Source organism: Paenibacillus rhizoplanae, assembly GCF_042684125.1.
In the GTDB taxonomy this organism is placed as follows: Bacteria; Bacillota; Bacilli; order Paenibacillales; family Paenibacillaceae; genus Paenibacillus_AQ; species Paenibacillus_AQ rhizoplanae.
The window spans coordinates 20,465-43,126 of sequence record NZ_JBHUKY010000024.1 but is presented as its reverse complement, the minus strand read 5'-3'; the positions used below and the strand labels follow the sequence as shown (position 1 = coordinate 43,126).

The 22,662-nt window shown below is 54.9% G+C and carries 18 protein-coding genes and 1 riboswitch; of the genes, 3 read left to right on the top strand and 15 right to left on the bottom strand.

Annotated features, from left to right (window positions below; genetic code table 11):
- Positions 1 to 6: 6 nt before the first annotated feature.
- The 4 genes from hemC to hemA form a co-directional block, all read right to left on the bottom strand.
- Positions 7 to 951, bottom strand: a complete 945-nt coding sequence (gene hemC, locus ACFSX3_RS15225) for a hydroxymethylbilane synthase (protein WP_209993992.1) — start codon at positions 949 to 951, stop codon at positions 7 to 9.
- A 613-nt stretch (positions 952 to 1,564) separates the two neighbouring features.
- Entirely contained in the window at positions 1,565 to 2,212 is a 648-nt protein-coding gene (locus ACFSX3_RS15220; protein WP_209993993.1) for a precorrin-2 dehydrogenase/sirohydrochlorin ferrochelatase family protein, read from the bottom strand.
- Positions 2,213 to 2,218: 6 nt separating this feature from the next.
- Positions 2,219 to 3,046 carry a cytochrome c biogenesis protein CcsA gene (ccsA, locus tag ACFSX3_RS15215; protein ID WP_209994021.1) on the bottom strand — a complete coding sequence of 276 codons (828 nt, stop codon included), beginning with the start codon at positions 3,044 to 3,046 and terminating at the stop codon, positions 2,219 to 2,221.
- 5 nt (positions 3,047 to 3,051) lie between these two features.
- Positions 3,052 to 4,443, bottom strand: a complete 1,392-nt coding sequence (gene hemA, locus ACFSX3_RS15210; protein WP_339219847.1) for a glutamyl-tRNA reductase — start codon at positions 4,441 to 4,443, stop codon at positions 3,052 to 3,054.
- 411 nt (positions 4,444 to 4,854) lie between these two features.
- A riboswitch (purine riboswitch) is annotated at positions 4,855 to 4,957 on the top strand.
- Positions 4,958 to 5,081: 124 nt separating this feature from the next.
- Between hemA and ACFSX3_RS15205 the strand changes: the two genes are divergently transcribed.
- From ACFSX3_RS15205 to hpt, 3 genes are read left to right on the top strand one after another with little or no spacing between them, the layout of a single operon-like run.
- Positions 5,082 to 5,642: a phosphoribosyltransferase gene (locus ACFSX3_RS15205; RefSeq protein ID WP_209993994.1), complete on the top strand. Its 561-nt coding sequence runs from the start codon at positions 5,082 to 5,084 to the stop codon at positions 5,640 to 5,642.
- 25 nt (positions 5,643 to 5,667) lie between these two features.
- Positions 5,668 to 7,182: an IMP dehydrogenase gene (locus tag ACFSX3_RS15200; RefSeq protein WP_209993995.1), complete on the top strand. Its 1,515-nt coding sequence runs from the start codon at positions 5,668 to 5,670 to the stop codon at positions 7,180 to 7,182.
- Positions 7,183 to 7,212: 30 nt separating this feature from the next.
- The gene (gene hpt / locus ACFSX3_RS15195) at positions 7,213 to 7,740 is read left to right on the top strand and encodes a hypoxanthine phosphoribosyltransferase (RefSeq protein ID WP_209993996.1); all 528 of its coding nucleotides are present in this window, start codon (positions 7,213 to 7,215) and stop codon (positions 7,738 to 7,740) included.
- A gap of 351 nt (positions 7,741 to 8,091) precedes the next feature.
- Here hpt and ACFSX3_RS15190 read toward each other — a convergent pair whose 3' ends face one another.
- From ACFSX3_RS15190 to ACFSX3_RS15140, 11 genes are all read right to left on the bottom strand, one after another.
- Entirely contained in the window at positions 8,092 to 9,654 is a 1,563-nt protein-coding gene (locus tag ACFSX3_RS15190) for a glycoside hydrolase family 76 protein (RefSeq protein ID WP_209993997.1), read from the bottom strand.
- Between the two features lie 56 nt (positions 9,655 to 9,710).
- Entirely contained in the window at positions 9,711 to 10,769 is a 1,059-nt protein-coding gene (locus ACFSX3_RS15185) for a glycoside hydrolase family 76 protein (RefSeq protein ID WP_209993998.1), read from the bottom strand.
- A gap of 17 nt (positions 10,770 to 10,786) precedes the next feature.
- Positions 10,787 to 11,863 carry a glycoside hydrolase family 76 protein gene (locus ACFSX3_RS15180; RefSeq protein ID WP_379255394.1) on the bottom strand — a complete coding sequence of 359 codons (1,077 nt, stop codon included), beginning with the start codon at positions 11,861 to 11,863 and terminating at the stop codon, positions 10,787 to 10,789.
- 42 nt (positions 11,864 to 11,905) lie between these two features.
- Positions 11,906 to 12,793 (bottom strand): carbohydrate ABC transporter permease, encoded by an 888-nt coding sequence (locus ACFSX3_RS15175; protein WP_173132356.1) that lies wholly within the window; start codon positions 12,791 to 12,793, stop codon positions 11,906 to 11,908.
- A gap of 33 nt (positions 12,794 to 12,826) precedes the next feature.
- Complete coding sequence (locus ACFSX3_RS15170; RefSeq protein ID WP_173132353.1) at positions 12,827 to 13,714, bottom strand: carbohydrate ABC transporter permease; 888 nt, start codon at positions 13,712 to 13,714, stop codon at positions 12,827 to 12,829.
- Between the two features lie 41 nt (positions 13,715 to 13,755).
- Positions 13,756 to 15,057 (bottom strand): ABC transporter substrate-binding protein, encoded by a 1,302-nt coding sequence (locus ACFSX3_RS15165; protein ID WP_209993999.1) that lies wholly within the window; start codon positions 15,055 to 15,057, stop codon positions 13,756 to 13,758.
- 309 nt (positions 15,058 to 15,366) lie between these two features.
- On the bottom strand, positions 15,367 to 16,542 hold the full coding sequence (locus tag ACFSX3_RS15160; protein ID WP_209994000.1) for a GntR family transcriptional regulator: 1,176 nt from the start codon (positions 16,540 to 16,542) through the stop codon (positions 15,367 to 15,369).
- Positions 16,543 to 16,637: 95 nt separating this feature from the next.
- Complete coding sequence (locus tag ACFSX3_RS15155) at positions 16,638 to 17,798, bottom strand: glycoside hydrolase family 88 protein (protein WP_209994001.1); 1,161 nt, start codon at positions 17,796 to 17,798, stop codon at positions 16,638 to 16,640.
- Entirely contained in the window at positions 17,791 to 19,158 is a 1,368-nt protein-coding gene (locus tag ACFSX3_RS15150) for a hypothetical protein (RefSeq protein ID WP_209994002.1), read from the bottom strand. The genes ACFSX3_RS15155 and ACFSX3_RS15150 overlap by 8 nt, the downstream gene beginning before the upstream one ends.
- A 70-nt stretch (positions 19,159 to 19,228) precedes the next feature.
- A complete protein-coding gene (locus ACFSX3_RS15145; RefSeq protein WP_379255384.1) occupies positions 19,229 to 21,004 on the bottom strand; it encodes a cache domain-containing sensor histidine kinase in 1,776 nt (591 codons plus the stop codon).
- On the bottom strand, positions 21,001 to 22,617 hold the full coding sequence (locus ACFSX3_RS15140; protein ID WP_209994004.1) for a response regulator: 1,617 nt from the start codon (positions 22,615 to 22,617) through the stop codon (positions 21,001 to 21,003). Before ACFSX3_RS15140 ends, ACFSX3_RS15145 begins: the two co-directional genes overlap by 4 nt.
- Between the last annotated feature and the right edge of the window lie 45 nt (positions 22,618 to 22,662).

Here is a 22,662-nt window from a genome sequence, read left to right as displayed (position 1 = left end):
TTACCCTTATTCCCTTACATCCGCCAAAATCTTCTCCGCACCTCTGGCCACCAGCTTACGCGCGACCTCCGCACCCAGCTCCACCGGATCTTTGCCGGTGCAGGTCTCCTTCAGAATAACAGTACCGTCCGGTGTTCCGACCATTCCGGTTAACGTTATGGACGGACCCGCAGCTTCGCCTTCCGGCTCAAGGATCGCGTAGGCGCCAATCGGCACCTGACAGCCGCCGTTCAGGGCGCCGAGGAAGGTCCGCTCCGCTGTCACCGTGAGTGCCGTGCGCTCATCATTATACAGCGCCAGCAGCTTGCGCAGCTCCTCATCGTCCTCACGGCACTCAATACCGAGTGCTCCTTGGCCTACAGCGGGCAGGCAGACCTCAGGCGGCAAATATGCCGTAATCCGGTCCTGCCATCCCATCCGTGACAGCCCCGCCGCTGCCAGCAGAATCGCGTCATATTCGCCGCTCTCCAGCTTCTTCAGCCGCGAATCAATGTTGCCGCGTACCGGCTCAATAAGCAGATCCGGCCGGAGTGCAGCCAGTTGGCTGGAGCGCCGCAGACTGCTCGTGCCTACGCGCGCGCCTTGCGGCAGATCCTCCAAGCCCGCTCCGCTGCCCGAGATCAGAACGTCGCGCGGATCTTCACGCTTCGGCACCGCACCATTCATCAAGCCTTCCGGCAATTCGGAAGGCATATCCTTCATACTATGTACCGCCATATCGATGTCCTTGGCCAGCATCGCCTGTTCAATTTCCTTGACGAACAGACCTTTGCCGCCCACTTTGGACAGGGTCACATCGAGAATCCGGTCACCCTTGGTCACAATCTTATGCACCTCAAAAGTAAAATCAAATCCATGCTCTCCGCTAAGCCGCTCCAGATCGGCAATCACATGCCCCGTCTGCGTTAAAGCCAGCGCACTTTGTCTGCTGCCCACGATAATCTTCCGCATGCCCCATTCCCCCTGTTCAAGTCAGTCCCTTATCCCCGCTGTTACCGCCGAACAACTTGCCCCTGGATTCGCTCGCCTGGGCTGATTCGGCCTAAATTCAGGTGTATTTATACACCTCATTTGCTCGATTGAGCCGTTTTGGCCGAATTCAGGTGTATTTATACACCTCATTTGCTCGACTGAGCTGATTCGGCCGTATTCAGGTGTATTTATACACCTCATTTGCTCGATTGAGCTGTTTCGGCCGTATTCAGGTGTATTTATACACCTCATTTGCTCGATTGAGCCGTTTCGCCCGTATTCAGGTGTATTTATACACCTCATTTGCTCGACTGAGCCGATTCGGCCGTATTCAGGTGTATTTATACACCTCATTTGCTCGACTGAGCTAATTCGGCCGTATTCAGGTGTATTTATACACCTAATTTGCTCGCTTGAGCCGATTCGGCCGAATTCAGGTGTATTTATACACCTAATTTGCTCGACTGAGCCGTTTCGCCCGTATTCAGGTGTATTTATACACCTAATTTGCTCGATTGAGCTGATTCGGCCGTATTCAACGGCACTTTTGCCCTTGATTCGTTCACCTCGGCGGCTCAGCTACTTCCGCCGCCTATTCCTCCCGGTGGCGCGCCACCCAGGCCTCAATCTCCTCGGATGTCCATGGTATAAAGGTGCCCTGCCGCAGCTCATTCAACACATCCAGCTTCCCCAGCCGCTGCAAGAGCCGCGACCGGGTCTCTGCCGCTGGCTCCAGCTGCTTGATGGCCTTCCGCAGCTCATGCAAAAAATCCAGATACGGCTCGTATTCCTCGCCGAGCAGCCCCGCAATCTGCTGCGTAATCTCCGCAGCAGCAGACGGTCCCGCTCCCGAGGTCGAGACCGCAACCGTCAAGCGCCCGCGGCGAAGCACGCCGGGCGTGATGAAGGTGCCCGCCTCCGCATGGCTGGCTACATTAACGGGCAGCCCCAGTTGCCGGGCTTCCCCCGCAACAGCCTCATTCACCGCTCGATCGTCGCTCGCGGCGTAGACCAGGACAGCTCCCTGGAGATCCCCGGGAGCATACGGGCGGCTGATCCATTGCAGCCGCCCGCCATCAGCCATCGCAGCCAGCGTTCCGCTAAGCGATGGGCTGATGATCACAAGCTCCGCACCTGCTTCCAGTATCGGGATCGCCTTACGTTCAGCCACCGCCCCGCCGCCAATTACCACCACTCGTCTGCCGCCCACATCCAGCATAATCGGCAAATACTTGTTCATCCCACCTCACTCCCCGCCCCAGCCATGGAACTCCGACCAGGAATTCAGCAGGAAGTTAAGAATAGTGAAGGCATACCCGGCAATAGCCCAGCGGGCCATGACTGTACCGCTTCGGCGGCCGGAGAACTTCAGCACAAGGTAGACGATGTAGACGCCAAGGCCCGTAAGCGTAGTCAGTACCTTCGTATCCTGAAAAAGCGGCGCCCGCCCTTCCGCCACAATCGACAGCCCGGCAAGGATCAGCGAGGCCAGCAGCAGCGGAACTCCGGCCAGGATCGCCGTGTATGAATATTTGTCCATGGTCTCCAGGCTCGGCAGCCTGCGGACACGGTCATCCCACTTCTTATTCTTAAGCTTGGTATGCAGGAATAAGTACATTATCGCAAATACCGTCCCCAGTGTCAGTGCGGCAAAGCTCAAATTGGCCAAAATAACATGCATCGCCAGCCACCCGTGCACCGCACTCCAGCTCTGCAGCGTATGATCCTCCGCCGTCAGCCATACCCGGTTCAGCAGGAATACGCTGAATCCCGCCATACTGAGCAGCAGAACCGTGAACTCGCCGCCGCGCATATACGCCACTGCAAACGAAGTCACAACCATACTGAAGGAGAACCAGAAGAGGAAATCATAAGGCGTGAAAATCGGCAGTCCGCCCTCCTGGGAGAAGCGGATTGCAAGCCCCGTGAGCTGGAGTAGGCCCACGACAGCAAGAAGCCCTGTGCCCAGCCGCTTTCCGCCCGGATTACGCCGAAGGCAATCCGAGAAAACAAACAGCAGGCTCAGGGCATATAGCAGCAGAGCGGCATCATATATTCCGTTCAGCAGTAGCATGTTGCTCACCCGCCAAGCAGAGCGGCTGGGGTAAGCACAGTCCCCGGCACCAGGATCTCTCCGCCGGAGACCCGTTCAGCAGAGCTGCGCTTAGCCGGCTCTGCACCGCTTCCGGCCGGACCGGAATCGAGCTGCTCCTGCAGGGCAAAGATTTGGGTGAAGTACTCCAGTGCTTCATTCCCCTGCTTGCCGCCGGACATTTCCTTGATTACATTGATCGGATCATGCATCATCTGGTTGACAATGCTTTTGGTCAAGCGGCGGATCACCTTGCGCTGGTGCTCATCCAGCTCCGGCAGCTTGTTGAACAGACTGTCCATCGTATCTTCGTAAATTCCGTTTGACTTGTCCTGCAGCGCACGGATGACCGGTCTGACCCCAAGGGTCTTCAGCCATTGCTGGAATTCCGCCATCTCATCCTCAATCATGACTTCGATCTTGGCGGCTTCACTGCGGCGCATCTCCAGATTGCTCTCCACAATCCCCTCCAGATCATCAATATCATAGAGGAACACATCAGGCACACTTGCCGCTGCCGGATCAATATCCCGGGGTACAGCGATGTCGATCATGAACAGCGGCCGTGATGGACGGCGCTTCATTCCCTCGGCGACCTGGGCTGCCGTAAGCACATAGCCGTCCGCACCCGTGGAGCTGATCACAATATCCACCTCATCCAGAGACTTCAGCGCCTCGTCAATCGTGCTGGGCTTACCCGAGAACTTCTCGGCCAGCTCCATGGCACGGGACAATGTACGGTTAGCGACGATCACCTCTGCGGCACCGCTGCTGTACAGATGCTTCACCGTCAGCTCACTCATTTTGCCGGCGCCGAGAATGAGCACCCGCTTGCCGGTGAACATGCCGAAGATCCGCTTGCCGAGCTCCACAGCCGCGTAGCTGACCGACACCGCGCTTTCGCCGATGGAAGTCTCGCTATGCGCCCGCTTACCAAGCGTCACTGCCTGCTTGAACAGCCGGTTGAACCAGGTCCCGGTCACACCCTCCGCCTGGGCAGTCAAAAATGCACTGCGCACCTGTCCCAGTATCTGCGTCTCGCCGATGACCATGGAATCCAGACCGCAGGTTACGCGCAGCAGGTGGGCAATGGCCTGCTCGTCTTCATATATATACATATGCTGTGCAAAACTATCGCTTTTTACACCGAACCACTGCTCCATGTAGCTGCGGATGAAATATCCGCACATATGAAGGCGGTCCACGACCACATAAATTTCCGTCCGGTTACAGGTGGCGACCAGAACCCCTTCCAGAACGCTCTTCGTCTGCAGCAATTGATGAAGCGCAGCAGGCAGATCCTTCTCGGCAAAAGCGAACTGTTCCCTCACCTCTACGGGAGCCGTACGGTAATTCAGGCCAACGACGACAATATGCATCGCTTGTTCACCATCCTAATCTCTATTCATTGGTGTAGGCTCTGTTACTGCTTAGCAGCAGATATTAGTATCAATTTCACAAGATCTCAAATCGCTGTGTTAAGTATATCACATCAAAATACGGCATTTTACATAACCTTTGAACTATTTATGAATTACAGATAATAATTATTATAAATAAAAAGTTGGAAAAGCACCATGCTTTAGCATGAGTTATTTAGAGTTTATTTATGAATCCGCCACTTAACTGACTAATATCAAATCAAATAGAGTCACGTAACCTAACACAATAATGAAATATTGACACACTTTATTACGGATGATAGCATATAACAAATGATCTGAGTAATGTTTTATAACACAAATAACAAATCAACTCTGATTACCCCCTTCAAAAGTCACTTCCATGTCAGTTATCTTAATTATTTCTCTTGTATAAGCCCGTTAATGTGGAATGGGCGTATCTACAGGCAACCGTAAATTGCCCCAGGCTACAAGAGGCCAGACAAGACGCTGGAATCATCAGCAGAGAGCTTACGGCCAAGCCGGGCTTTTTCCTTCTGAGGTATTCTGTCTTGACTTAGGCCTCTTTCGTTCCTGGGGTTTTTGCCATCTATATAATAGAAGGAGTGAGGGCAATGAGTGCATCCTACGCACGGTTAAGTGAGTCGATCAGCCAGGCCAAGAATGTGAGGATCTACACCAATAAGGATACCGCCTATGACTTCAAGCTCTACCCCTTCGGAGAACGCGGAACGTACATCGCCCCCGAGCTGATCAGTGAGATTACGGATAGTCTGGCAGCGGCCATCACAGAGCAGTTCCCCGATTTCGATTACATCGTATCTCCTGAACCGGGAGGGCATACCTGGGGGATGCTGGCTGCTTACAAGCTAATGAAGCCGATGAATATCCTGCGCCTCAGCACGGAGCTGTATGAGAATTATGAGGTTAGTGTCCGGCGCGAGACGGCGTATAATGAGAATTATATATATTTTGACGGCTTCTCTTCCGGTGACCGTGTGCTGCTGCTGGATGATGTGATTAGTTCAGGGGCTACGATCCGCTGCATTGCCGGGCAGATGTCCGTTATGGGGATTGAGCTTGTGGGGGTACAGGCGATTCTGGCCAAAGGAGAGCACTATAAGCAGCTTGAAGCGGACATTGGAGTGCCGGTCAGGCTGCTGTCCAAGGTATGACATTATAGCAGGGGAGTGACAAGCCATGGCTTATTATTACGAGCAGCCTTCAAGAACCTTCAGTGAGTTCCTGCTGGTGCCCAGCCTGACCACCAAAGAATGCATTCCCGGAAATGTGGATCTTAGAACACCGGTCACCAAATTCCGCCGAGGAGAGACCCCGGCACTGACCATGAACCTTCCGGTGACTTCGGCGGTCATGCAGGCGGTATCCGACCACAACATGGCAATCGCACTGGCCAAAGGCGGAGGCATCTCCTTCATCTACGGCTCCCAGTCGATTGAGCAGCAGGTCGAAATGGTCCGCCGGGTCAAAAAGTTCAAGGCCGGGTTCGTCCTCAGCGATTCCAATCTGCGTCCGGAGGATACGCTTCAGGATGTGTTAGTGCTGAAGGCGCGAAGCGGCCACTCCACCATTGCCATCACGGACAACGGAGAACCGACAGGCAAGCTGATGGGCATTGTCACCAGCCGCGATTACCGCGAGAACCGGCTGCCGCCGGACTGCCCGATTACGGAGTTCATGACCCCGCTCGCTTCGCTGATCTATGCTGAAGAAGGAATTACACTGACCGAAGCCAACGACATGATCTGGGATCATAAGCTGAACTGCCTGCCGATTGTGAATGCCAGCGGCCATCTCGTCCACCTGGTCTTCCGCAAGGATTATGACAGCCATCAGGAATATCCGCTGGAGCTGCATGATGACAACAAACAGCTCATCGTTGGCGCAGGGATCAATTCGCGGGATTACAAGGAACGCGTACCGGCGCTCGTGGAGGCTGGTGCAGATATCCTGTGTATCGATTCCTCTGACGGGTATTCGGAGTGGCAGGCGGAGACCATCCATTATATTAAGGGGACTTTCGGGGAGCAGGTGAAGGTTGGCGCAGGCAATGTTGTCGATAAGGAGGGCTTCCTGTACCTCGTGGAAGCGGGGGCGGACTTCATCAAGGTCGGCATCGGCGGAGGCTCCATCTGCATTACCCGGGAGCAAAAAGGGATTGGACGCGGTCAGGCCTCCTCCGTCATTGAAGTCGCGGCCGCCCGCCAGGAATATTACGAGCAGACCGGCATCTACGTCCCGATCTGCTCCGACGGCGGGATTGTCCATGATTATCATATTGTGCTGGCTCTGGCGATGGGCGCTGATTTCGTGATGCTTGGCCGGTATTTTGCCAGATTCGATGAAAGCCCCGGACGCAAGCTGCTGGTCGGCGGGAACTTCGTGAAGGAATATTGGGGTGAAGGCGCAAGCCGTGCCCGCAACTGGCAGCGTTATGACTTCGGCAATGCCGATAAGGAGAGCAAGCTTGAGTTCGAGGAGGGCGTGGATTCCTTCATTCCTTATGCGGGCCGGCTGAAGGATAATCTCGATCTCAGCATCAGCAAAATCAAATCCACCATGTGCAATTGCGGCTCGCTGACCATCCCGGAATTGCAGCAGAAGGCGAAGATTACACTCGTCTCCTCCACAACGATCTTTGAAGGAGGCGCACATGATGTTATGCTTAAGGAAAAGGACAGATCATCCTCCTGATCACATCCTAATCCATAAGGAGCGTCAACCATGACCCAAATTACCAAAGTTCTGGTCAGCAAGGACCAGCTGCAGCAACGAGTAAAAGAACTGGGAGCTGAAATCTCGCGTGACTATGAGGGCAAGGAGCTTGTCCTTATCTGCATTCTTAAGGGCGGCGCCGTATTCATGTCCGACCTGATGCGTGAGATCACCTTTCCGGTCGGCGTCGACTATATGTCGGTGTCCAGCTACGGGGCAAGCTCCACCTCCTCCGGCGTCATCACGATCAAGAAGGATATCGACATGGATATCCGCGGCAAGCATGTCCTGCTCATCGAGGATCTGATCGATACCGGCCTGACGCTTCAGCATCTGAAGGAGCTGTTCGCCCTGCGTGAAGCGGCAAGCGTACGCATCTGCACCATCCTCAGCAAGCCTTCACGCCGTCTGGTCGATGTTCCCATCGACTACAGCGGGATTGATATTCCCGACGAATTCGTCGTCGGCTACGGTCTCGACTATGCTGAGCAATACCGTAATCTGCCAGAGGTCTGGATCGTGGAGACCGGGGACTAACACGGTCAGATTTAAAAAGTTGGAGTGGGCGCGATGAGTGGGCTCTGACGGACCTGAGAGACGCTATTCCCCGGAAAACACCGCTTTTTGCCGTTTAACGGACGGAGTGGACCTTATCGTCTCTCTACGAGAGGTTTAAGCGTAGAAATTCCAAGAATAAGCCCTATGGGGTCCGATCCTTTGCCCAAGTGGTGGCTTTCATCTGGAAAAAGCGCGCCTCAGTCCGTTACACCTGTTTAAATCTGATGATCTACTAGAACCAATAAGCAAGCACAAGGGAGCGCCGTACGGCGCTCCCTTGTGCTGCAATATTACCTCAGGCCCTAGAAACTCCATCGTCGCCCGCAAAAATTAAAGCCCGCTCAGCAAATCAACATTAAGATAGTTCGTATTTCCCAGTGCACTGTTATACCCCAATTGAATGGTGCTAGAGCCTGCGTTCAGCGGTACCGTGACCGATACCGTTCCGTATGCGCTCCAGCTGGATGTCGAATTGAACACCAGATTGGAGGCTACAACCGTGCCGTTCACTTTTACGAAGCGGGAAGCATTGCCTGCCCCTGCCGCGTAGCGGAAGGTCACGGTTCTGGTTCCGGCCGTATTCTGGTTGACATAGAAATCAATGGAGGTGCCGCTTGTGTTCCAACCCCCGACATACCCTCTTCCTGTGAATCCGGCATTGGTGCTCTCATTAATCATGCCGCCTCCGCCCGCCAGCGTCCGCGCAGCGTTCTCCGCTTCATAAGCCCCGTTACCGGCAATGTATCCGGTGTAGCCGTCAGCGGGAACGAGCTGCAGAATGGAAGCGCCCGCAGCGGCAGCCAGGCTCTGCACATAGGAAGTGCCCGTATTACGCAGCCAGTCGCTGCCGATGATTCCGTCGCTCATGCGGCGGTGATTCCAGGCCTGCGTTGCATTCTGTTGAAGAAAGCTTAAATATTGCGGCTGTCCGCCCAGCGTACGGAGACGGTTCAGATTGCGGGCAAAGACCATTTTGAAACCCGCAGCATCATTCTCCCCTTCATATAACAGAGTCTGGGCGGAAACCATTTTATTAACGGCATACCCGGCTGCATTGTTGGCATCCGTTAGGTAGGCGGAAGCTCCGGTAGCCTGGTACAGGGATACAGCCGCCCCCAGGAACGTTCCGTAATTGTAAGTGAAATCCCAATCCTTAATGAGACCGCTGCCCGTACCTTCAATATGATCATTGATTTTGCTGCCATTGACCAGGGTGGATTTGGTCCAATTATAGATTTGAGTAGCCTTGGTCAGATACGCATTATCATTGTAGGCACTATACAGCTTGACTGCGGTCATGACCATCGGGGCATTCGTGGCCATATTCTTCTGGGCATTGGCTTGGCCCGGTACATGCGCATCCCTTCTCCACCAGATGCCGCCGCCGTACGCGCCGTCCCATTCGTTGTAGATTTGGCCAAACAGGAAGCTGGAGCGGTTCAGATACTCCGTGGTTCCCGTCAGCTCATAGGCCCTTGCGCAGGCCAGCGCCCACCAGCCCAGATCATCGTTGAACGGATTCGTCATCATATCCGGGTATTTGGCGTTGAATCCGGTGTAAATGTCATCAATCATCGTGCGGTAGACATTGCTGCCCGTACGTTCGTAGGCATCCATTACGGTCTCCCAGAGCTGTGCCTCCCACCAGAAATCGGTGTAGAGCCCCCCATCCGGTCCGTGGGCATGTTCGGAATGAACCAGATGATCGCTGTTCGTATAGAAGTATTTGGCGGAAGAATCATAGAATACCTGCACGAATGAGTTCATTGCAGCATCAGCATTGGAGACGGTAAAAGCCTCGGCCGTACCTCCAGCACCTGGAGCAGGCACAGTCAGAGACAGGGACATTAGACAGACAACAGCAGCCGTTCTTACTTTCTTCCAGATGAACATTTCCGGGTACCCCCTTCATTTGTGCATTTCGTCCATAACCGTCAGTCGGCAATGGGCTAATGCTTAAGCTTGGCTGCTCCCTCAAGCAGCATCAGACCGCTGAGCTGAACACTGAGCTGTACCGGCAGCCCGGGAGCCTGCTCCCAAGAGGGTCCGCACAGCCCCAGCGTCCGGTTCAGCCCTTTCTCCCACAGCATACGGGCATTGGCCCATATGACTTCACGGACCCGGTCATTTCCGGGAAAATGCTGCTCCAGCTGCACCAGATAGCGGATCAGAATTCCCTTGAACAATCCGGTATCGTCAATGCCTTCATCAGGCAGCAGCATAGATTCAGCGTGGCATAAGCGGTCGATGCAGGCCTCAGCGGTCCGTCGGGCATCTGCGGCATAGCTGGAATCGCCGGTGACACGGCAGAGCTCGATCCCCGCTCCCATGAACACTCCCTGACAATAAGTGAATTCCCAGTCGTAATCTATCTGCCCATCCCCCTGCCGGTTGATTCCATCCCATACGAACCCGGTGTCAGGGTCAACCAGATTCGCCTGGTTCCAGCGGTAAATCCGGATCGCCCAGTTCAGATCCTCCTCATGTCCAAGCAGCGAATATAGGCGGGCGGCCAGAATAGCGGCCGGAGCATTCGCCGGCGTGTTCTTGTAATCGAGCTGATCCTTTTTCCAGGCCATCCCTCCCCCGCAGTGCTCATTCCAGGCCGTCTGAATATCAGCCCACAATTCAAGCACAGCACTCAGATATTCCGCTTCGCCGGTAGCCTGATAGGCCCGCAGCAGCGCAAGGGCAGTCCATTCCATATCATCATAATAATTATGCGTGAACGTCCCGCCGTTATAGGCGTGTAAGCTGCGGCTCAGACTACGGATGCGTTCGGCATATTTGGAATCCCCCGTCCGTTCATAAGCATCGGTCAGCGCATCAATGACATGAGCCTGCCACCAGTAGTAGAAATTGTCGCCTGCCCTGCTGTATTCCTGCGGATACCATTGGTTCATAATTCCGCTGTCCGCATTATAGTAGTACCGCCAGAGGGAGTCCTGGAGCCAGTCCGCACGTTCTGCCCAGTTCTCTGCTAATGATGTCCCGTTAGAATGATCCATAAGCCACCTCCTCCTATTTAAAATGAGGGTTGAGCATTCGGCTGCCCCGTCTCTGCAAACACAGCCATTCGCTCCAGCAGCTTGATGCCGCTCAGATGGGTGCTCAATTGAACAACGTCCGAGGGTGCCGTAGTCCAGTCGGGTCCGAACAGCACCTTGTCTTCCCGCTTCCCCTGGTCCCATAGCATCTCTGCGTTGCTGCGCAGGAAGGCCGCCGCGGCCCCGTCTTCCGGCCCGGCCAGGGCCAGCTCTGCCGCATAGCGGACCAGAATGCCCTTGAAGAGACCGGCATCGCCGCCGCCTTCATCCGGAAGTATGCCGTCATGCGGGCCAGCCAGCTCCTTGACCGCTGCGGCGAAGGTGCGCCGCGCTTCCTCAAGATAGTCACGGTTCCCGGTAATCCGGTATAGCTCGATAGCCGCACCGATATACACACCTTGATTGTACGAATATTTCCAATCCTTATCGATTCCGCCGTCACCGGTTCGGTTCATCCCATCCCAGACGAAGCCCGTGTCCGGGTCCACCAGATGGGATTGCTGCCAGCTGTACAGCGCATGCGCCCACTCCAGGTCCTGTGGATCTCCAAAAGCCTGATACAGGCGGGCGGCAAGGATCGCGGCCGGGGCATTCGCCGGGGTGTTCTTGTAATCCAGCTGCGTTTTCTGCCAGGCAATGCCGCCCCCTGAATGGCTGTTCCAGCCGGTTCTGATATCCGTCCAGAGGATAAGGACCGTCTCTTTGTATAACTCATCTCCCGTTGCCTGATAAGCGCGGAGCCAGGCCAAGGCCATCCACTCCATGTCGTCGTACAGCTCATTGGGCCATACCCCGTCATTGCGGCGGAGCAGCCCCGCATGCAGAGCGGATAGCCGTTCACGGTATCCGGCAGCCCCCGTCCGCAGCAGACCGTCCACCAGCACATCCACGGCATGAGCCATCCACCAGTAATGAAAGACCGTATTACATGCTCCATCTGGGCAAGGAGTCTCAATATCATACATTCCGATAGCTTCGTTCCAGAAGAATACCTCCAGCGCTTCCTGCGCCGAGTCCGCCCGTTCCGCCCATTGTTCAAGCTCCATTTGCTTCATATGGCCTCTCTCCCTGTATATGATTTGCCTCCGGCAGATCACTCAGCCTTTGATTCCGCTGAAGGCAATCCCCTGTACAAAATAACGCTGCAGCGCTAGAAACAGCACCAGTATCGGCAGAATTGCCACCAGCGCCCCGGCCATCATCGGCCCGTAGTCCGTCTGGAAATTATATGAAAAAGCCTGCAGGCCCATCTGAATCGTTGCCTTGTCCGGATCATTCAGCACGATCATCGGCCACAAGAAGCTGTTCCAGCCGGCCTGGAAGGTGAAGATGCTCAAGGTAGCCAGCGCCGGACGGGTAAGCGGCAGATAAATCCGCCAGAAAATTTTAAATTCTCCGCAGCCCTCAATCCGGGCCATCTCCAGCATGTCACTGGGGAGCGTAAGAAAAAATTGCCGCATGAAGAACACCGCGAAGCTCCCGGAGGCCCCGGGAAGAATGATGCCCCAGAACGAGTTCATCAGCCCATTGCCGCCCCCGCCAAAAATGTCATTGCCCCCGGCAAACGGGATATGGCGCATCACGTACACTGTCGGGATCATGGTCACAATGCCGGGAATCATCATGGCCGCCAGCAGCACGCGGAACACCGGCTTGTTCAGCCTGAATCTCAGCTTCGCAAAGGCATAGCCGCTAAGTGATCCAAAAAACAGGTTGGCCAGCACACCCGACACAGCAAGCACGAGCGAATTCCAGAAGAATAACGCAAAAGGCACCGTTGAAAAGGCTTTGCGGTAATGCTCAAAGGTCAGATGCTTCGGAAACCACTGGATCGGCATCGCAAAAATCTCATCATCCGGCTTCAGCGAGGTTAGCAGACTCCAGTAGAATGGCAGAAACATAACAACTGCTATAAGGATACATACAATATAAAAAATGAGCTTGTAGAGGCCCTGCTTCAAGGCCGAACCGCCAGTAACACCCATCCTGTGAACCTCCTTTTCCTGGACAAGCTGCCCCTAAATGATCGACTCTTCCGCCTTGGAGACCCGCATATTAATCAGCGAAAAAATAAGAATGGCTACAGCAAGCACGAAGGCCTGCGCCGAGGCATAGCCCATTTGCAGCTGATTGAAGCCCTGCTGATAGATTAGATAGACCGGGGTCTTGGTCACATTGGCCGGACCGCCCTGCGTTAGCACAAAGGCCTGGTCAAACAGCTGCAGCGCACCAATAATCGCCATCGTGCTGACCAGGAAGGTCGTCGGCCGCAGCTGCGGCCAAGTGATGTAGCGGAAGCTGGCCCATTTGTTCGCCCCGTCCAGCCGTGCCGATTCATAGAGATAATCCGGGACACCCTGCAGACCGGCCAGATAAATAATCATGTTGGAGCCCACGGATTGCCAGAGGGTGAGCATCACAATGGACAGCATGGCCGTACTGGTCTCGGACAGCCAGGCCGGGCCGGTTATGCCCACATAGGACAGCAAGCCGTTCACCAGACCGAATTCCGGATGCAGCAGCCAGATCCATACGGTTGCCGCCGCTACCGCCGAGGTCAGCGTGGGCAAATAATAGAAGGTGCGGAACAGCTTAACCCCCCGCCATGCCCTGCTCAGCAGCATCGACAGCAGCAGGGAAATGATAATATTCAGCGGAACAAAAATAATCGAGTACAAGAACACATTCTTGAACGTCTTCCATAGCAGACTGTCGTCTATCAGGCGACGGTAGTTCTCCAGGCCGACCCAGTCATTTCTGCTAAGCACATCATAGTTGGTGAAGCTTAAATATAGAGCCATCACAACAGGGATGACTGTAAATACAGCGAACAGCAGCACCGTAGGCGTAATGAATACATAGGCCGTCCGGGCTTCGTGCCGTTCCACTTTTCTCATGGAAGCCATACAACTCCCCCTCTCCTCATCCGGCAAGCTTCCAGGGCAGACTACTTAACAACCGCATTGTCCTTCAGCATCTTGTCGCCTTGTTCCTGAGCCTTCTTCAGCGTGTCTTCAATGCTCTGCTTGTTCTGCTGGTTCAGCTGAAGATTAGGCGCAAGCGCATCGGTCTCCATCACAGAATAGCCGGGATGCGCCGGACGGATTTTGGCAAATTCCAGCGTATCCAGGAACGGCTTCCACTGCGGGTCATCCTGGAAAAACGGATCTTCCATCGAAGGCTTGAAGCCCGGAAGATTCAGGCTGGTCTTAGCCCACAGCAAGGCGTTATCCTTGTTCGCTGTCCACCATTTAATGAATTCCCATGCCTCATCATGATGCTTGGAGCCCTCAGGAATAACGAGTCCGAAGCCGCCCATCACACTGCCCTTGTCACCATTAGGTCCGGCAGGAGGCGGTACAATGCCATAATCGAGATCTTTACCGTATTTGTTGTAGGTGCTGAGCATCCAGGGCCCGGAATAGAGCATGGCAACCTTGCCAGTAACGAAGGCATCCTGCCCTTCGCCAAGTCCCAGCTCAAAGCCAACCTTATACACCTTGTCTTTGTTCATCAGGCGGTCCCAGAATTCAAGCACCTGTTTGCCCTTTTCATTATTGAAATTAGTTGTGCCTTCCTCTGTAAGCATCTGTCCGCCCGCCTGCTGGAGATACATATTGAACAGGCCGAGGTCGCCCATGGAGAAGCCTGCCACTTCCAGCTTGTCGCCGTTCCACTTCGTCAGCTTGGCAGCAGCCTGCTCCAGTTCATCCCAGGTAGCCGGAGGCTGAAGTCCTGCTTCGTCCAGCAGCTTCTTATTGTAGAATAATGCCCGTGCATCAACGGTCAGCGGAAGCCCGTATAACTTATTGTCATGGGAGAGCTCGGTCAAGGACTCGCTGTAGAAATCATCCTTGGAAATGCCGTCACGCGTTAAGTACTCATCCACCGGATGCAGCACGTTCTTGGGAGCATACAGCGAGGTCCGCCAGCGGTCCCAGAACAGCACATCGGGAGCGCCGCCATTCGTAGCCGCAGTCAGGAATTTGGTGATCATATCCTGCTGCAGCACATATTTGACATGAATCTTATCCTGGGATTTGTTGAAGGCATCCACCATGGTCTCGAACTGCTTCTGGCCTTCACCGCCCCAATCGCCCCAGAACGTGAGCTCCGTCTTCTTTCCGCTGCTGCCGCTTCCGGCTTTGCCCTCATTCGCAGCATTCTCTTGTCCCGAATTTCCACTGCAGCCCGCCGCCAAGGCAGCGACCATCATCACCGAGAGTGCCGTAACCAAACCTTTTTTCATTGCTTCATCCCCTTAATTTGTATTTGTCTGTTACAGGTTCCAGGGCTGCCAGCCTCTTTGCTCCACAAGTTAATCTTCCGCCAGACCCCTGCTCGCTTTCAGTCGGAATGACCTCCTTTTTATTCAATGAAGCGCTTTCACAAATGAGTATATTGGCATTTAAATGATATGTCAATATGTATTTATAGATAATAATATACTAGCATATGAAATGCACTGTAATTGCTAGACTGCAAGCTTTACCTCCGAACCGGGACGGATCCATTTGAGCGCACCAAAAAAACCCATCCGGCGGAATGGGTTGGCGGATCACAGCAGCTTGTTGTGACGGACAGGGCCGGTCGAATTCCCGGAAACCAGCTCAGCTTCCAGCATCACTTTATTGGGGACGGATTGGCCGTTCATAATACTGAGCACATTCTCCAGGGCAATCCGGCCCATCTCCTCTTCATTCTGCCGCATATGGGTGAAGGCATAGCCGCTGCCCAGATGTGTCGGCGGACTGTCAAAGCATATAATGGAGATATCCTCAGGTACACGCAGCCCCAGCCGTTCCACCGCCGTCTTCGCGAGCAGCGCGATATTGTATTCAATGGCAAATAACGCTGTGATTGACGGATGGCTCTGCAGATGGGTTACAAGCCGTGAGATGTCCCGTTCAATATTATCTGTATTAAAAGACTTTGGCAGCGTCGAAGTTAAATCACTGACCCACAGCTCCTTGTCCACCACGACTCCCCGCTGGGCATGGGCTTGAATGAAGCCCTCAATCCGGTCCTCCACGGCAGTGGTATCCACGGGAGGCGGAGACAGAAATGAAATATGCGTATGCCCGAGGTCAAATAAATATTCCGTCGCATCAAGGGCTGCCTCCAGATTATTGGAGCTGATGGATGCCGCAGCCACTCCTTTGAGATGTCTGTCTACCAGCACGAGCGGAAACCGCCTGATGACCAGCTTCAGAATTTCTGCATTGAAATACTCGCCTTGGGCCGGAAAAATAATCAAACCGTCCACACCCAGTTTCAACATCTTCTGGATCGCCTGCTCCTCATTCTCCGGAATACCAAAGGTTCTCCGCAGCACCAGGAAGCAGTCACTGTCGCGTGAAGCCTGCTCCATCCCGTAGATCAGCCCCGTCCCGTAGCTGTTGCCAAAGTCGGTGATGATCAGGCCGACTGTTTTGTCACCGGAGTGAATCTTCATGGCAGCAGCAGGGGTTGTGATGTTCATCCCCGGGTCATGCTGCCCAGTGGAAGCATCTGCTACGAACGAGCCGCGGCCGGGCTTGCGGACAATCAGCCGTTCGGCGGCAAGCATCTCAAGTGCTTTCTTGCTGGTTATACGGCTGACCTTATAGGTTTCAGCCAGCTCTTTCTCGGAAGGAACCCGTTCTCCGGGTTTATAAGCCTCCGTAAGGATGCTCTCCTTCACTTCATCAAAAATCTTCTCATACATCGGCTTGGAAGAGGTGGATTCAGTCATAACATTCTTGGTCCCCTGACATTCATTTTTCAGTATCATACATAATAATATATCATGATATATAAAAATTGTCGATCCAGGTCACCAGAACTTATCTACCAATAACGCTGCCACTCTCCAAGCACCCGCATCAAGGCCTCACAGTAGAAGTAATCCCCCCAGAGGGTGCATTCGTCAATCCCCCAACCCCGTGGTTTGTTATAGACACCATGCAGCAGAATTCCGTTTGAATGAGGATGCTCCTTCGTTGTGTACCGCTCAGCAAGTACAGCCAGCATCTCCAGGGCAGCTTCTCTGTATCCGGCTGCACCCGGATCGTCAGCCGGTAATTGCCGGAACAGCTCCAGCAGCCCGCAGACAGTAATAGCAGCAGCCGAGCTGTCCTTCTCCTGGCCGTCGCCGTCCGTAAATATCAGATCCCAATACACAATGCCGTCTGCCGGAAGTTTTGCCAGGAAATAGTCGGCCAGCTGCCTGGAGGCATCAAGCAGCGATGAATCGCCCGTATGCGCGTAGGCAAGCGCGAAGCCGTATATGCCCCAGGCCTGCCCTCTCGCCCAGCAGGAATCATCGGCATACCCCTGATGAGTGTTGCCGTACAGCGGCTTACCCGTTTCCGCGTCCATATAATAGGTGTGATAGGAGGTATGATCGGGGCGGACCAGATACCGGGCTGATTGCCGGGCGTGTCGGTGGGCTATGGATGCCAGGGCGCTGTCCCCGGTCTCTTCAGCAGCCCAGTGGAGCAGCGGAAGATTCAGCAGGCAGTCGATAATCATCCGGCCGCGCTGCGCCGGGTCATTCAGATCTCCCCAGGCCTGAATGATTCCAGCCTCGGGAAAGTAACGGTCCGCCAGCAGTCCGGCCGCTTCCAGCGCCATCTCCCGCGCCGCCGGATTGCCGGTAATCCGGTAGGCAGCAACCGCCGAGAGGCTGTACAGAAAACCCAGATCATGCGTATCCACCGCGATCCGCTCCTCCACCCGCCTCCGGAAGCTGTCCAACTGCTCTTCTGCCGCTTCCCGGTACCTGCTGTCTCCGGTCCATTCATACGCCAGCCAGACCATGCCGGTCCAGAAGCTGGCCGTCCAGTCCGTATTCTCTATCGCAGGATAGACCAGACCTTGGCTGGCCGACGCCGGGAACAGCTCCGTATATACGGGCAGATTCTGCTCAATTTTACCTACCGCAAACTTCAGGGCCTGTTCGAAGAACAGCCGCTCATCCTCCTTGAGTTCACACAGTACTTTATGCATGGCCTTCCAGCCTCCTTTTTAAGCGGAGTGTAAGTCCGATTGTCTGCCGGCCGCCGGTCAGATTGAATCTGAGGAAGGCTAGCTTATCCTTAATCAGCTTAACTTCAGCACCGCCTGAACATGCGCTGACTTCATAGCCCGCCAGATCATCCCAGTACACTAACCCGAACGGAACAGCGCTGCTGCTCCCAATCTCATATTCAAGCTCAATCACCGTATCCGTCTTCAGGTACTTCGTCACGAATACCGGCGGAACAGCTTCTGTGAAATCATCGTTCATGTTCAGCTTGCCGATGTAATTGCGCAGCAGACGGGGCCTGCATTCTCCCTCCACGAAGGACAGCTGGCACTCTTTATCATAGTATAGAAAGGTTTCCGGCCAAGGGCCGAAGCCCACTCCGCCCAGAGTCATGGTGTATTCGTTAACCTCCGGCCGTACCGGATAATCATGGGTCAGCATATAAGATGGTGCCGTGTATTCATTCTGCTCTTTATATAGGCGTACAGCATGTGGTAAAGTCGTTAAGGTAATAGGATAGCTGGTAATATAGTTGAAAAAGAGATCCAGCATCCCTGCACATTCCTCGACATGGGAAGCCGGGAATACAGTGAACCGGTCTGTGAACTCCATCTCATGGCCTTCCTGCTGCTGGAGGAAAAACACCTGCCCGTTATGATCCGTATTGAACAAATATTCATCGAACAGATGCTTCCAGTAGTCGATATTCTCTCCCGTACACAGACCGGCGCGCAGCACATCGTTGGGATCCGTGGAATAGATGACTGGGCTGCCGGTATGGTAGGTGGCATGCAGGTCACGGGCGGTCCATTCACAGGCCACCACCTGGCCCCGGCCGGAATGCGGCACCTTGAAGCTCCCGCTGTTCACATACCAGGACCCCCAGGGAATGCCCTTATGGGTGATGCCATCCCACCAGAACTGCTCATAGCAATATCCCCACATGCCTTCAAAATCCAGTTCTTCCAGCACTTCAATCACTTCATTGTAAATCTTCCCCCTTGCGGCCACCTTGGTGGCGGCCCATGGGAAGGCCTCTTGCAGCAGCGACCAATCCTCTTCCAGCCGCCGCTTCAGCACCTCCTTAGAGGAGCCAGCCTCCTCTTCGAAAAAGGGGCATTGCAGGATGACATCATCGCCGTAGGTCGCATGCCATTCCCCGATCCGTTCCCGCAGGACCGGAATCGAGCCCCGGTTGACGATCCAGGTTACGGGAATCGCATATTTATGCGCAAGCTCCGCAGTCCGCTCAATCCCGTCAAGGGCGACACCCTTGCCCCAGTCTGCATCATAATGGGCAGCGTAGCTGACGAAGGTATAAATAAGTCGTTCCGGTTTCAACACAATCCCTCCAGATATTCATAGTTTGTTCCTGCCGGACCCTGCCCGGCGCGGCTTCTCCGCCGTTGCCCTAGTTATCTTCATACTCTCCCGGAAACCGGAGGGTTACGGCGGTAAGCTTGTAGGGCTCACTCTCCAGCTCCATCGCGGCCTTGTCCCCATAGTGCAGGCGCAGCCGGGTGTAGACATTCAGCAGAGCGTAGCCGCCATGCTCCTGCCTGCCTGCTTCGACAAGTCCGGCTTCCACCCGCTCCTTGTCGAAGCCTTCCCCGTTGTCCTCCACCTTACAGACGATGAAGGTCCCTTCCCGGTACACGCGGATGATGATCCGTCCGGTATGGCCTTCACTCCTGAATCCGTGGAGAATCGAGTTCTCCACCAGGGGCTGGAGCAGGATTTTTAGCAGCGGCTGCTCTTCCAGCCCTTCCTCCACTGTAATCTCATAGGTGAACAGCTCCTCGTAGCACTGCTGCTGCAGGCTTAAGTAACGGCTGACATGATCTACCTCCTTGGCTACGGTTGTCAGATCATGGCCGTTATTAAGCCCAAGCCGAAACAGTTGGGACAGGGAGACAATCATCTCCTTCACATCCTCCTGCTTGCGGGATTGTGATTTCCAGAGAATCGTATTCAAGGTGTTGTAGAGAAAATGAGGATCAATCTGCGCCTGTAGCGCCTTGACCTCAGATACGCGCTTCTGCTTCTCCGCCTCAGTGACGTTCTGGATGAGCTGCTCAATTTTGACCAGCATGATGTTGAAGCGTTCGCCCACCTGTGCCACCTCATCCCTGTAATCGCTGGAGAAGCGCACGGAGAGATCATTGTCACCGGCTCGGGACATCAGACGCTGCAGCCGATAGAGAGGGCGGATCAGCAGGCCGGTCATCCACTTCGACAGAATCAGTGCCAGCGGAATGAGCGCGAGAACGATAACAAGGGTGGCCCACCACATGTAACGGATATCCTTCAGCAGCACAGCCTTGGGCTGGAAGTAGAAGATCATCCAATTATCGGGAAAGGTCACCTTGGCCCAATTGACCAGATATTCCTTCCCTTCGAACCTGTATTCAAAATGATTGCGCCCCGCGTTAACCTCGCTCTGGAAGGCCGCTTCCCGCATCGGGGCTACGAAGCGGGAATGCTCATCCATCACCGGATTACCTGCTGCGTCAATGACTGCAATGCTTCCGCTGTCGCCGACCACATTCGTCTCGGCATATTCCTTGATGGCAGACTCCCGCACATTGACGACCACCTGCACATCGGTTCCCCGATAGGCCGAGATCGGCTCAATCAGCAGGCTGAGGACACGGCCGCTGTTTTCGAAGAGCCCGTCACGGTGGGCCGGAACCCACAGCGGCAGCGTCTTCTCCTGCATAATCCGGCTTAGCGGAGTGTCCGCGAAATCCAGATTCGTCCGCTTCGCCCCGGTGACAGAATAGAATTCACCGATGGGCGTGGACACAAGCACCGAATCAATGGATGGCTCGATCAGTTGCATTTGGACCAGGGGTACCTGCAGCGCGTTGTTCAGCGCGAAATAAGAATAGTAGCTGGCCTCTGTTCCCGGCGAGGCGCGGAGAATATCCTCGAAGGGCGGACTCATCATAAAGGTCAGGACCGACAGCCGGACCTTGCGCAGCTTCTCCTCCAGCGCCTGGGCCGATTTGCCGATCATCATCTGGCTGAGCTCTGCCGTCTTGCGCTCCAGAAGCCGCGAAGCCAGGTATTGTGAGGAGACGCCTGTAACCCAGATCGCCAGAATCACGATGGACACTATGCCGATCCAGAGCCTGGTCTTGAAGGTGGAATTGTGCATTAATGTCCGCAAAATCGGCTTTCTCATCCGTTGCCCTGTCTGGGCCCATAGGCCGCCCGGAATTCCGTGGGCGTCATGCCGGTCGTTTTCTTAAAGACATCGCTGAAATAGGAGCGCTCCTCATAGCCGAGGCTTTCGGCAATTTCGGCGATGGGCCGGTCACCGGCCAACAGCAGCTTGGCCTGCTCCATCTTCTCCTGGATGACGAAAGCGCCGACAGAGAGCCCGGTCACCTTCTTGAACAGGTTGGAGAAATAGCTGGTGCTCAGGTGAACATGGGCAGCATAGTCGCCAACCAGCAGATTGAGATGCAGATGCTCACGAATGTAGCGGATAGCCGCCTGAATCGCCTCTTGGGCGCTGAATTGCAGCCGGGACTGGACCTGCGCACAGCTCAGCTTGCTCAGCTGCTTCAGCGATTCGCGCAGATCGCTCAGCACCGCGCGGGGCGAGGTCAATGCCTTCATTAGCTCGGTCAGCTCCGGACTCCCGGCCAGTTCAGGCACCGCATTGCGGATCAGAGCGGCAAGCTCTACACAGAGCGCCTTCGCACTGTCCGGCGAAGGCAGGGCTTCTGTCTTCCCGGCAGTTTCCAGCAGCATCAGCAGCAACTTCTCGGCCTGCCCGGCATTACCGGAACGCAGCGCATAGACCAGTTCCTTCTCCAGATCGGCATCAGGACGCGGAAGCACCTCGGGGCGCTGCGTGATATGCTCCCAGAAGAATACACTGTTGCCTCCGGTATAGAATGTGTAGGTTAGTGCCTCTACCGCCTGCTGATAGGCAACGGGAAGCTCATCCAGCTCCTGAACCGTCCGGCTTACGCCTGCCGAGACCGTGCATTTGGAGTAACGCTCGGCGTTCTCCCGGCATTCCTCAGCGATTCCCAGTGCGCTGGCCCCGTCCCCTGTGTTGATAATGAGCACGAAGCGGTGAACCGATTCGCGGAACAGCGTTCCCTTGGCCACCCGGAGCACAGTCTCCTCTACGATGTTCTGCACGGCAAACCGCAGCAGCTCCGCATCATTGACCGGAATCTCCTCGCTCTTCTGTACGAAATGGTCAATCTCCAGCACCACGACGGCGAGCGGAGAGGACTGCATATCCATCTGCAGAAATTCCCAGCGCCTGCGCAGCGTCTCCGGCTGGGCCGAGAAGCGGACCAGCAGGCTGAGGTATTCCTGGCGCAATAACGGCATGCTCTCCCGCAGCTTCTGCTGCATGTCGCTCAGCTCCTCGCTATGCTGCCGCTCTCTCTCCAGCTCCTCCGCAGCTTTCTTCACCACTTCGGCCAGCTGCCTCGGCGTGAAGGGCTTGAGGATATAATCGAAGGCGCCCAGACGAAGCGCTTCCTGCGCATGATCGAAATCGGAATAGCCGCTGATGAAGATAAATTTGGCCTGCGGGAGCTGCGGCCGCAGCTCCCGCATCATCTCAATGCCGCTCAGCCTGGGCATACGGATATCCGTCACAATGATATCGGGCAGCTTCTTCTTAACGAGCGCCAGACCTCCCTCGCCACTGGATGCCGTGCCCACGATGTCTATCCCCAGTTCGCTCCAGTCCATATCCCGGGAGATCCCGTTCACGACAGCGCGGATATCATCAATTACGACCATGGTATATGTCCGCTTGATCATAGGTGCCTCCTCCTTCAAAAGCCTCCTCCGGCCGGAGGAGGCGGA

Excerpts from the sequence above, each read along its gene's own strand:
- ACFSX3_RS15220 (WP_209993993.1), bottom strand. The coding sequence starts at position 2,212 with ATGAACAAGTATTTGCCGATTATGCTGGATGTGGGCGGCAGACGAGTG.
- ccsA (WP_209994021.1), bottom strand. The coding sequence starts at position 3,046 with ATGCTACTGCTGAACGGAATATATGATGCCGCTCTGCTGCTATATGCC.
- ACFSX3_RS15200 (WP_209993995.1), top strand. The coding sequence starts at position 5,668 with ATGGCTTATTATTACGAGCAGCCTTCAAGAACCTTCAGTGAGTTCCTG.
- ACFSX3_RS15170 (WP_173132353.1), bottom strand. The coding sequence starts at position 13,714 with ATGGCTTCCATGAGAAAAGTGGAACGGCACGAAGCCCGGACGGCCTAT.
- hemC (WP_209993992.1), bottom strand. The coding sequence starts at position 951 with ATGCGGAAGATTATCGTGGGCAGCAGACAAAGTGCGCTGGCTTTAACG.
- ACFSX3_RS15175 (WP_173132356.1), bottom strand. The coding sequence starts at position 12,793 with ATGGGTGTTACTGGCGGTTCGGCCTTGAAGCAGGGCCTCTACAAGCTC.
- ACFSX3_RS15140 (WP_209994004.1), bottom strand. The coding sequence starts at position 22,617 with ATGATCAAGCGGACATATACCATGGTCGTAATTGATGATATCCGCGCT.
- ACFSX3_RS15190 (WP_209993997.1), bottom strand. The coding sequence starts at position 9,654 with ATGTTCATCTGGAAGAAAGTAAGAACGGCTGCTGTTGTCTGTCTAATG.
- ACFSX3_RS15180 (WP_379255394.1), bottom strand. The coding sequence starts at position 11,863 with ATGAAGCAAATGGAGCTTGAACAATGGGCGGAACGGGCGGACTCGGCG.
- ACFSX3_RS15145 (WP_379255384.1), bottom strand. The coding sequence starts at position 21,004 with ATGAGAAAGCCGATTTTGCGGACATTAATGCACAATTCCACCTTCAAG.
- ACFSX3_RS15160 (WP_209994000.1), bottom strand. The coding sequence starts at position 16,542 with ATGACTGAATCCACCTCTTCCAAGCCGATGTATGAGAAGATTTTTGAT.
- hpt (WP_209993996.1), top strand. The coding sequence starts at position 7,213 with ATGACCCAAATTACCAAAGTTCTGGTCAGCAAGGACCAGCTGCAGCAA.
- ACFSX3_RS15185 (WP_209993998.1), bottom strand. The coding sequence starts at position 10,769 with ATGGATCATTCTAACGGGACATCATTAGCAGAGAACTGGGCAGAACGT.
- hemA (WP_339219847.1), bottom strand. The coding sequence starts at position 4,443 with ATGCATATTGTCGTCGTTGGCCTGAATTACCGTACGGCTCCCGTAGAG.
- ACFSX3_RS15165 (WP_209993999.1), bottom strand. The coding sequence starts at position 15,057 with ATGAAAAAAGGTTTGGTTACGGCACTCTCGGTGATGATGGTCGCTGCC.
- ACFSX3_RS15155 (WP_209994001.1), bottom strand. The coding sequence starts at position 17,798 with ATGCATAAAGTACTGTGTGAACTCAAGGAGGATGAGCGGCTGTTCTTC.
- ACFSX3_RS15205 (WP_209993994.1), top strand. The coding sequence starts at position 5,082 with ATGAGTGCATCCTACGCACGGTTAAGTGAGTCGATCAGCCAGGCCAAG.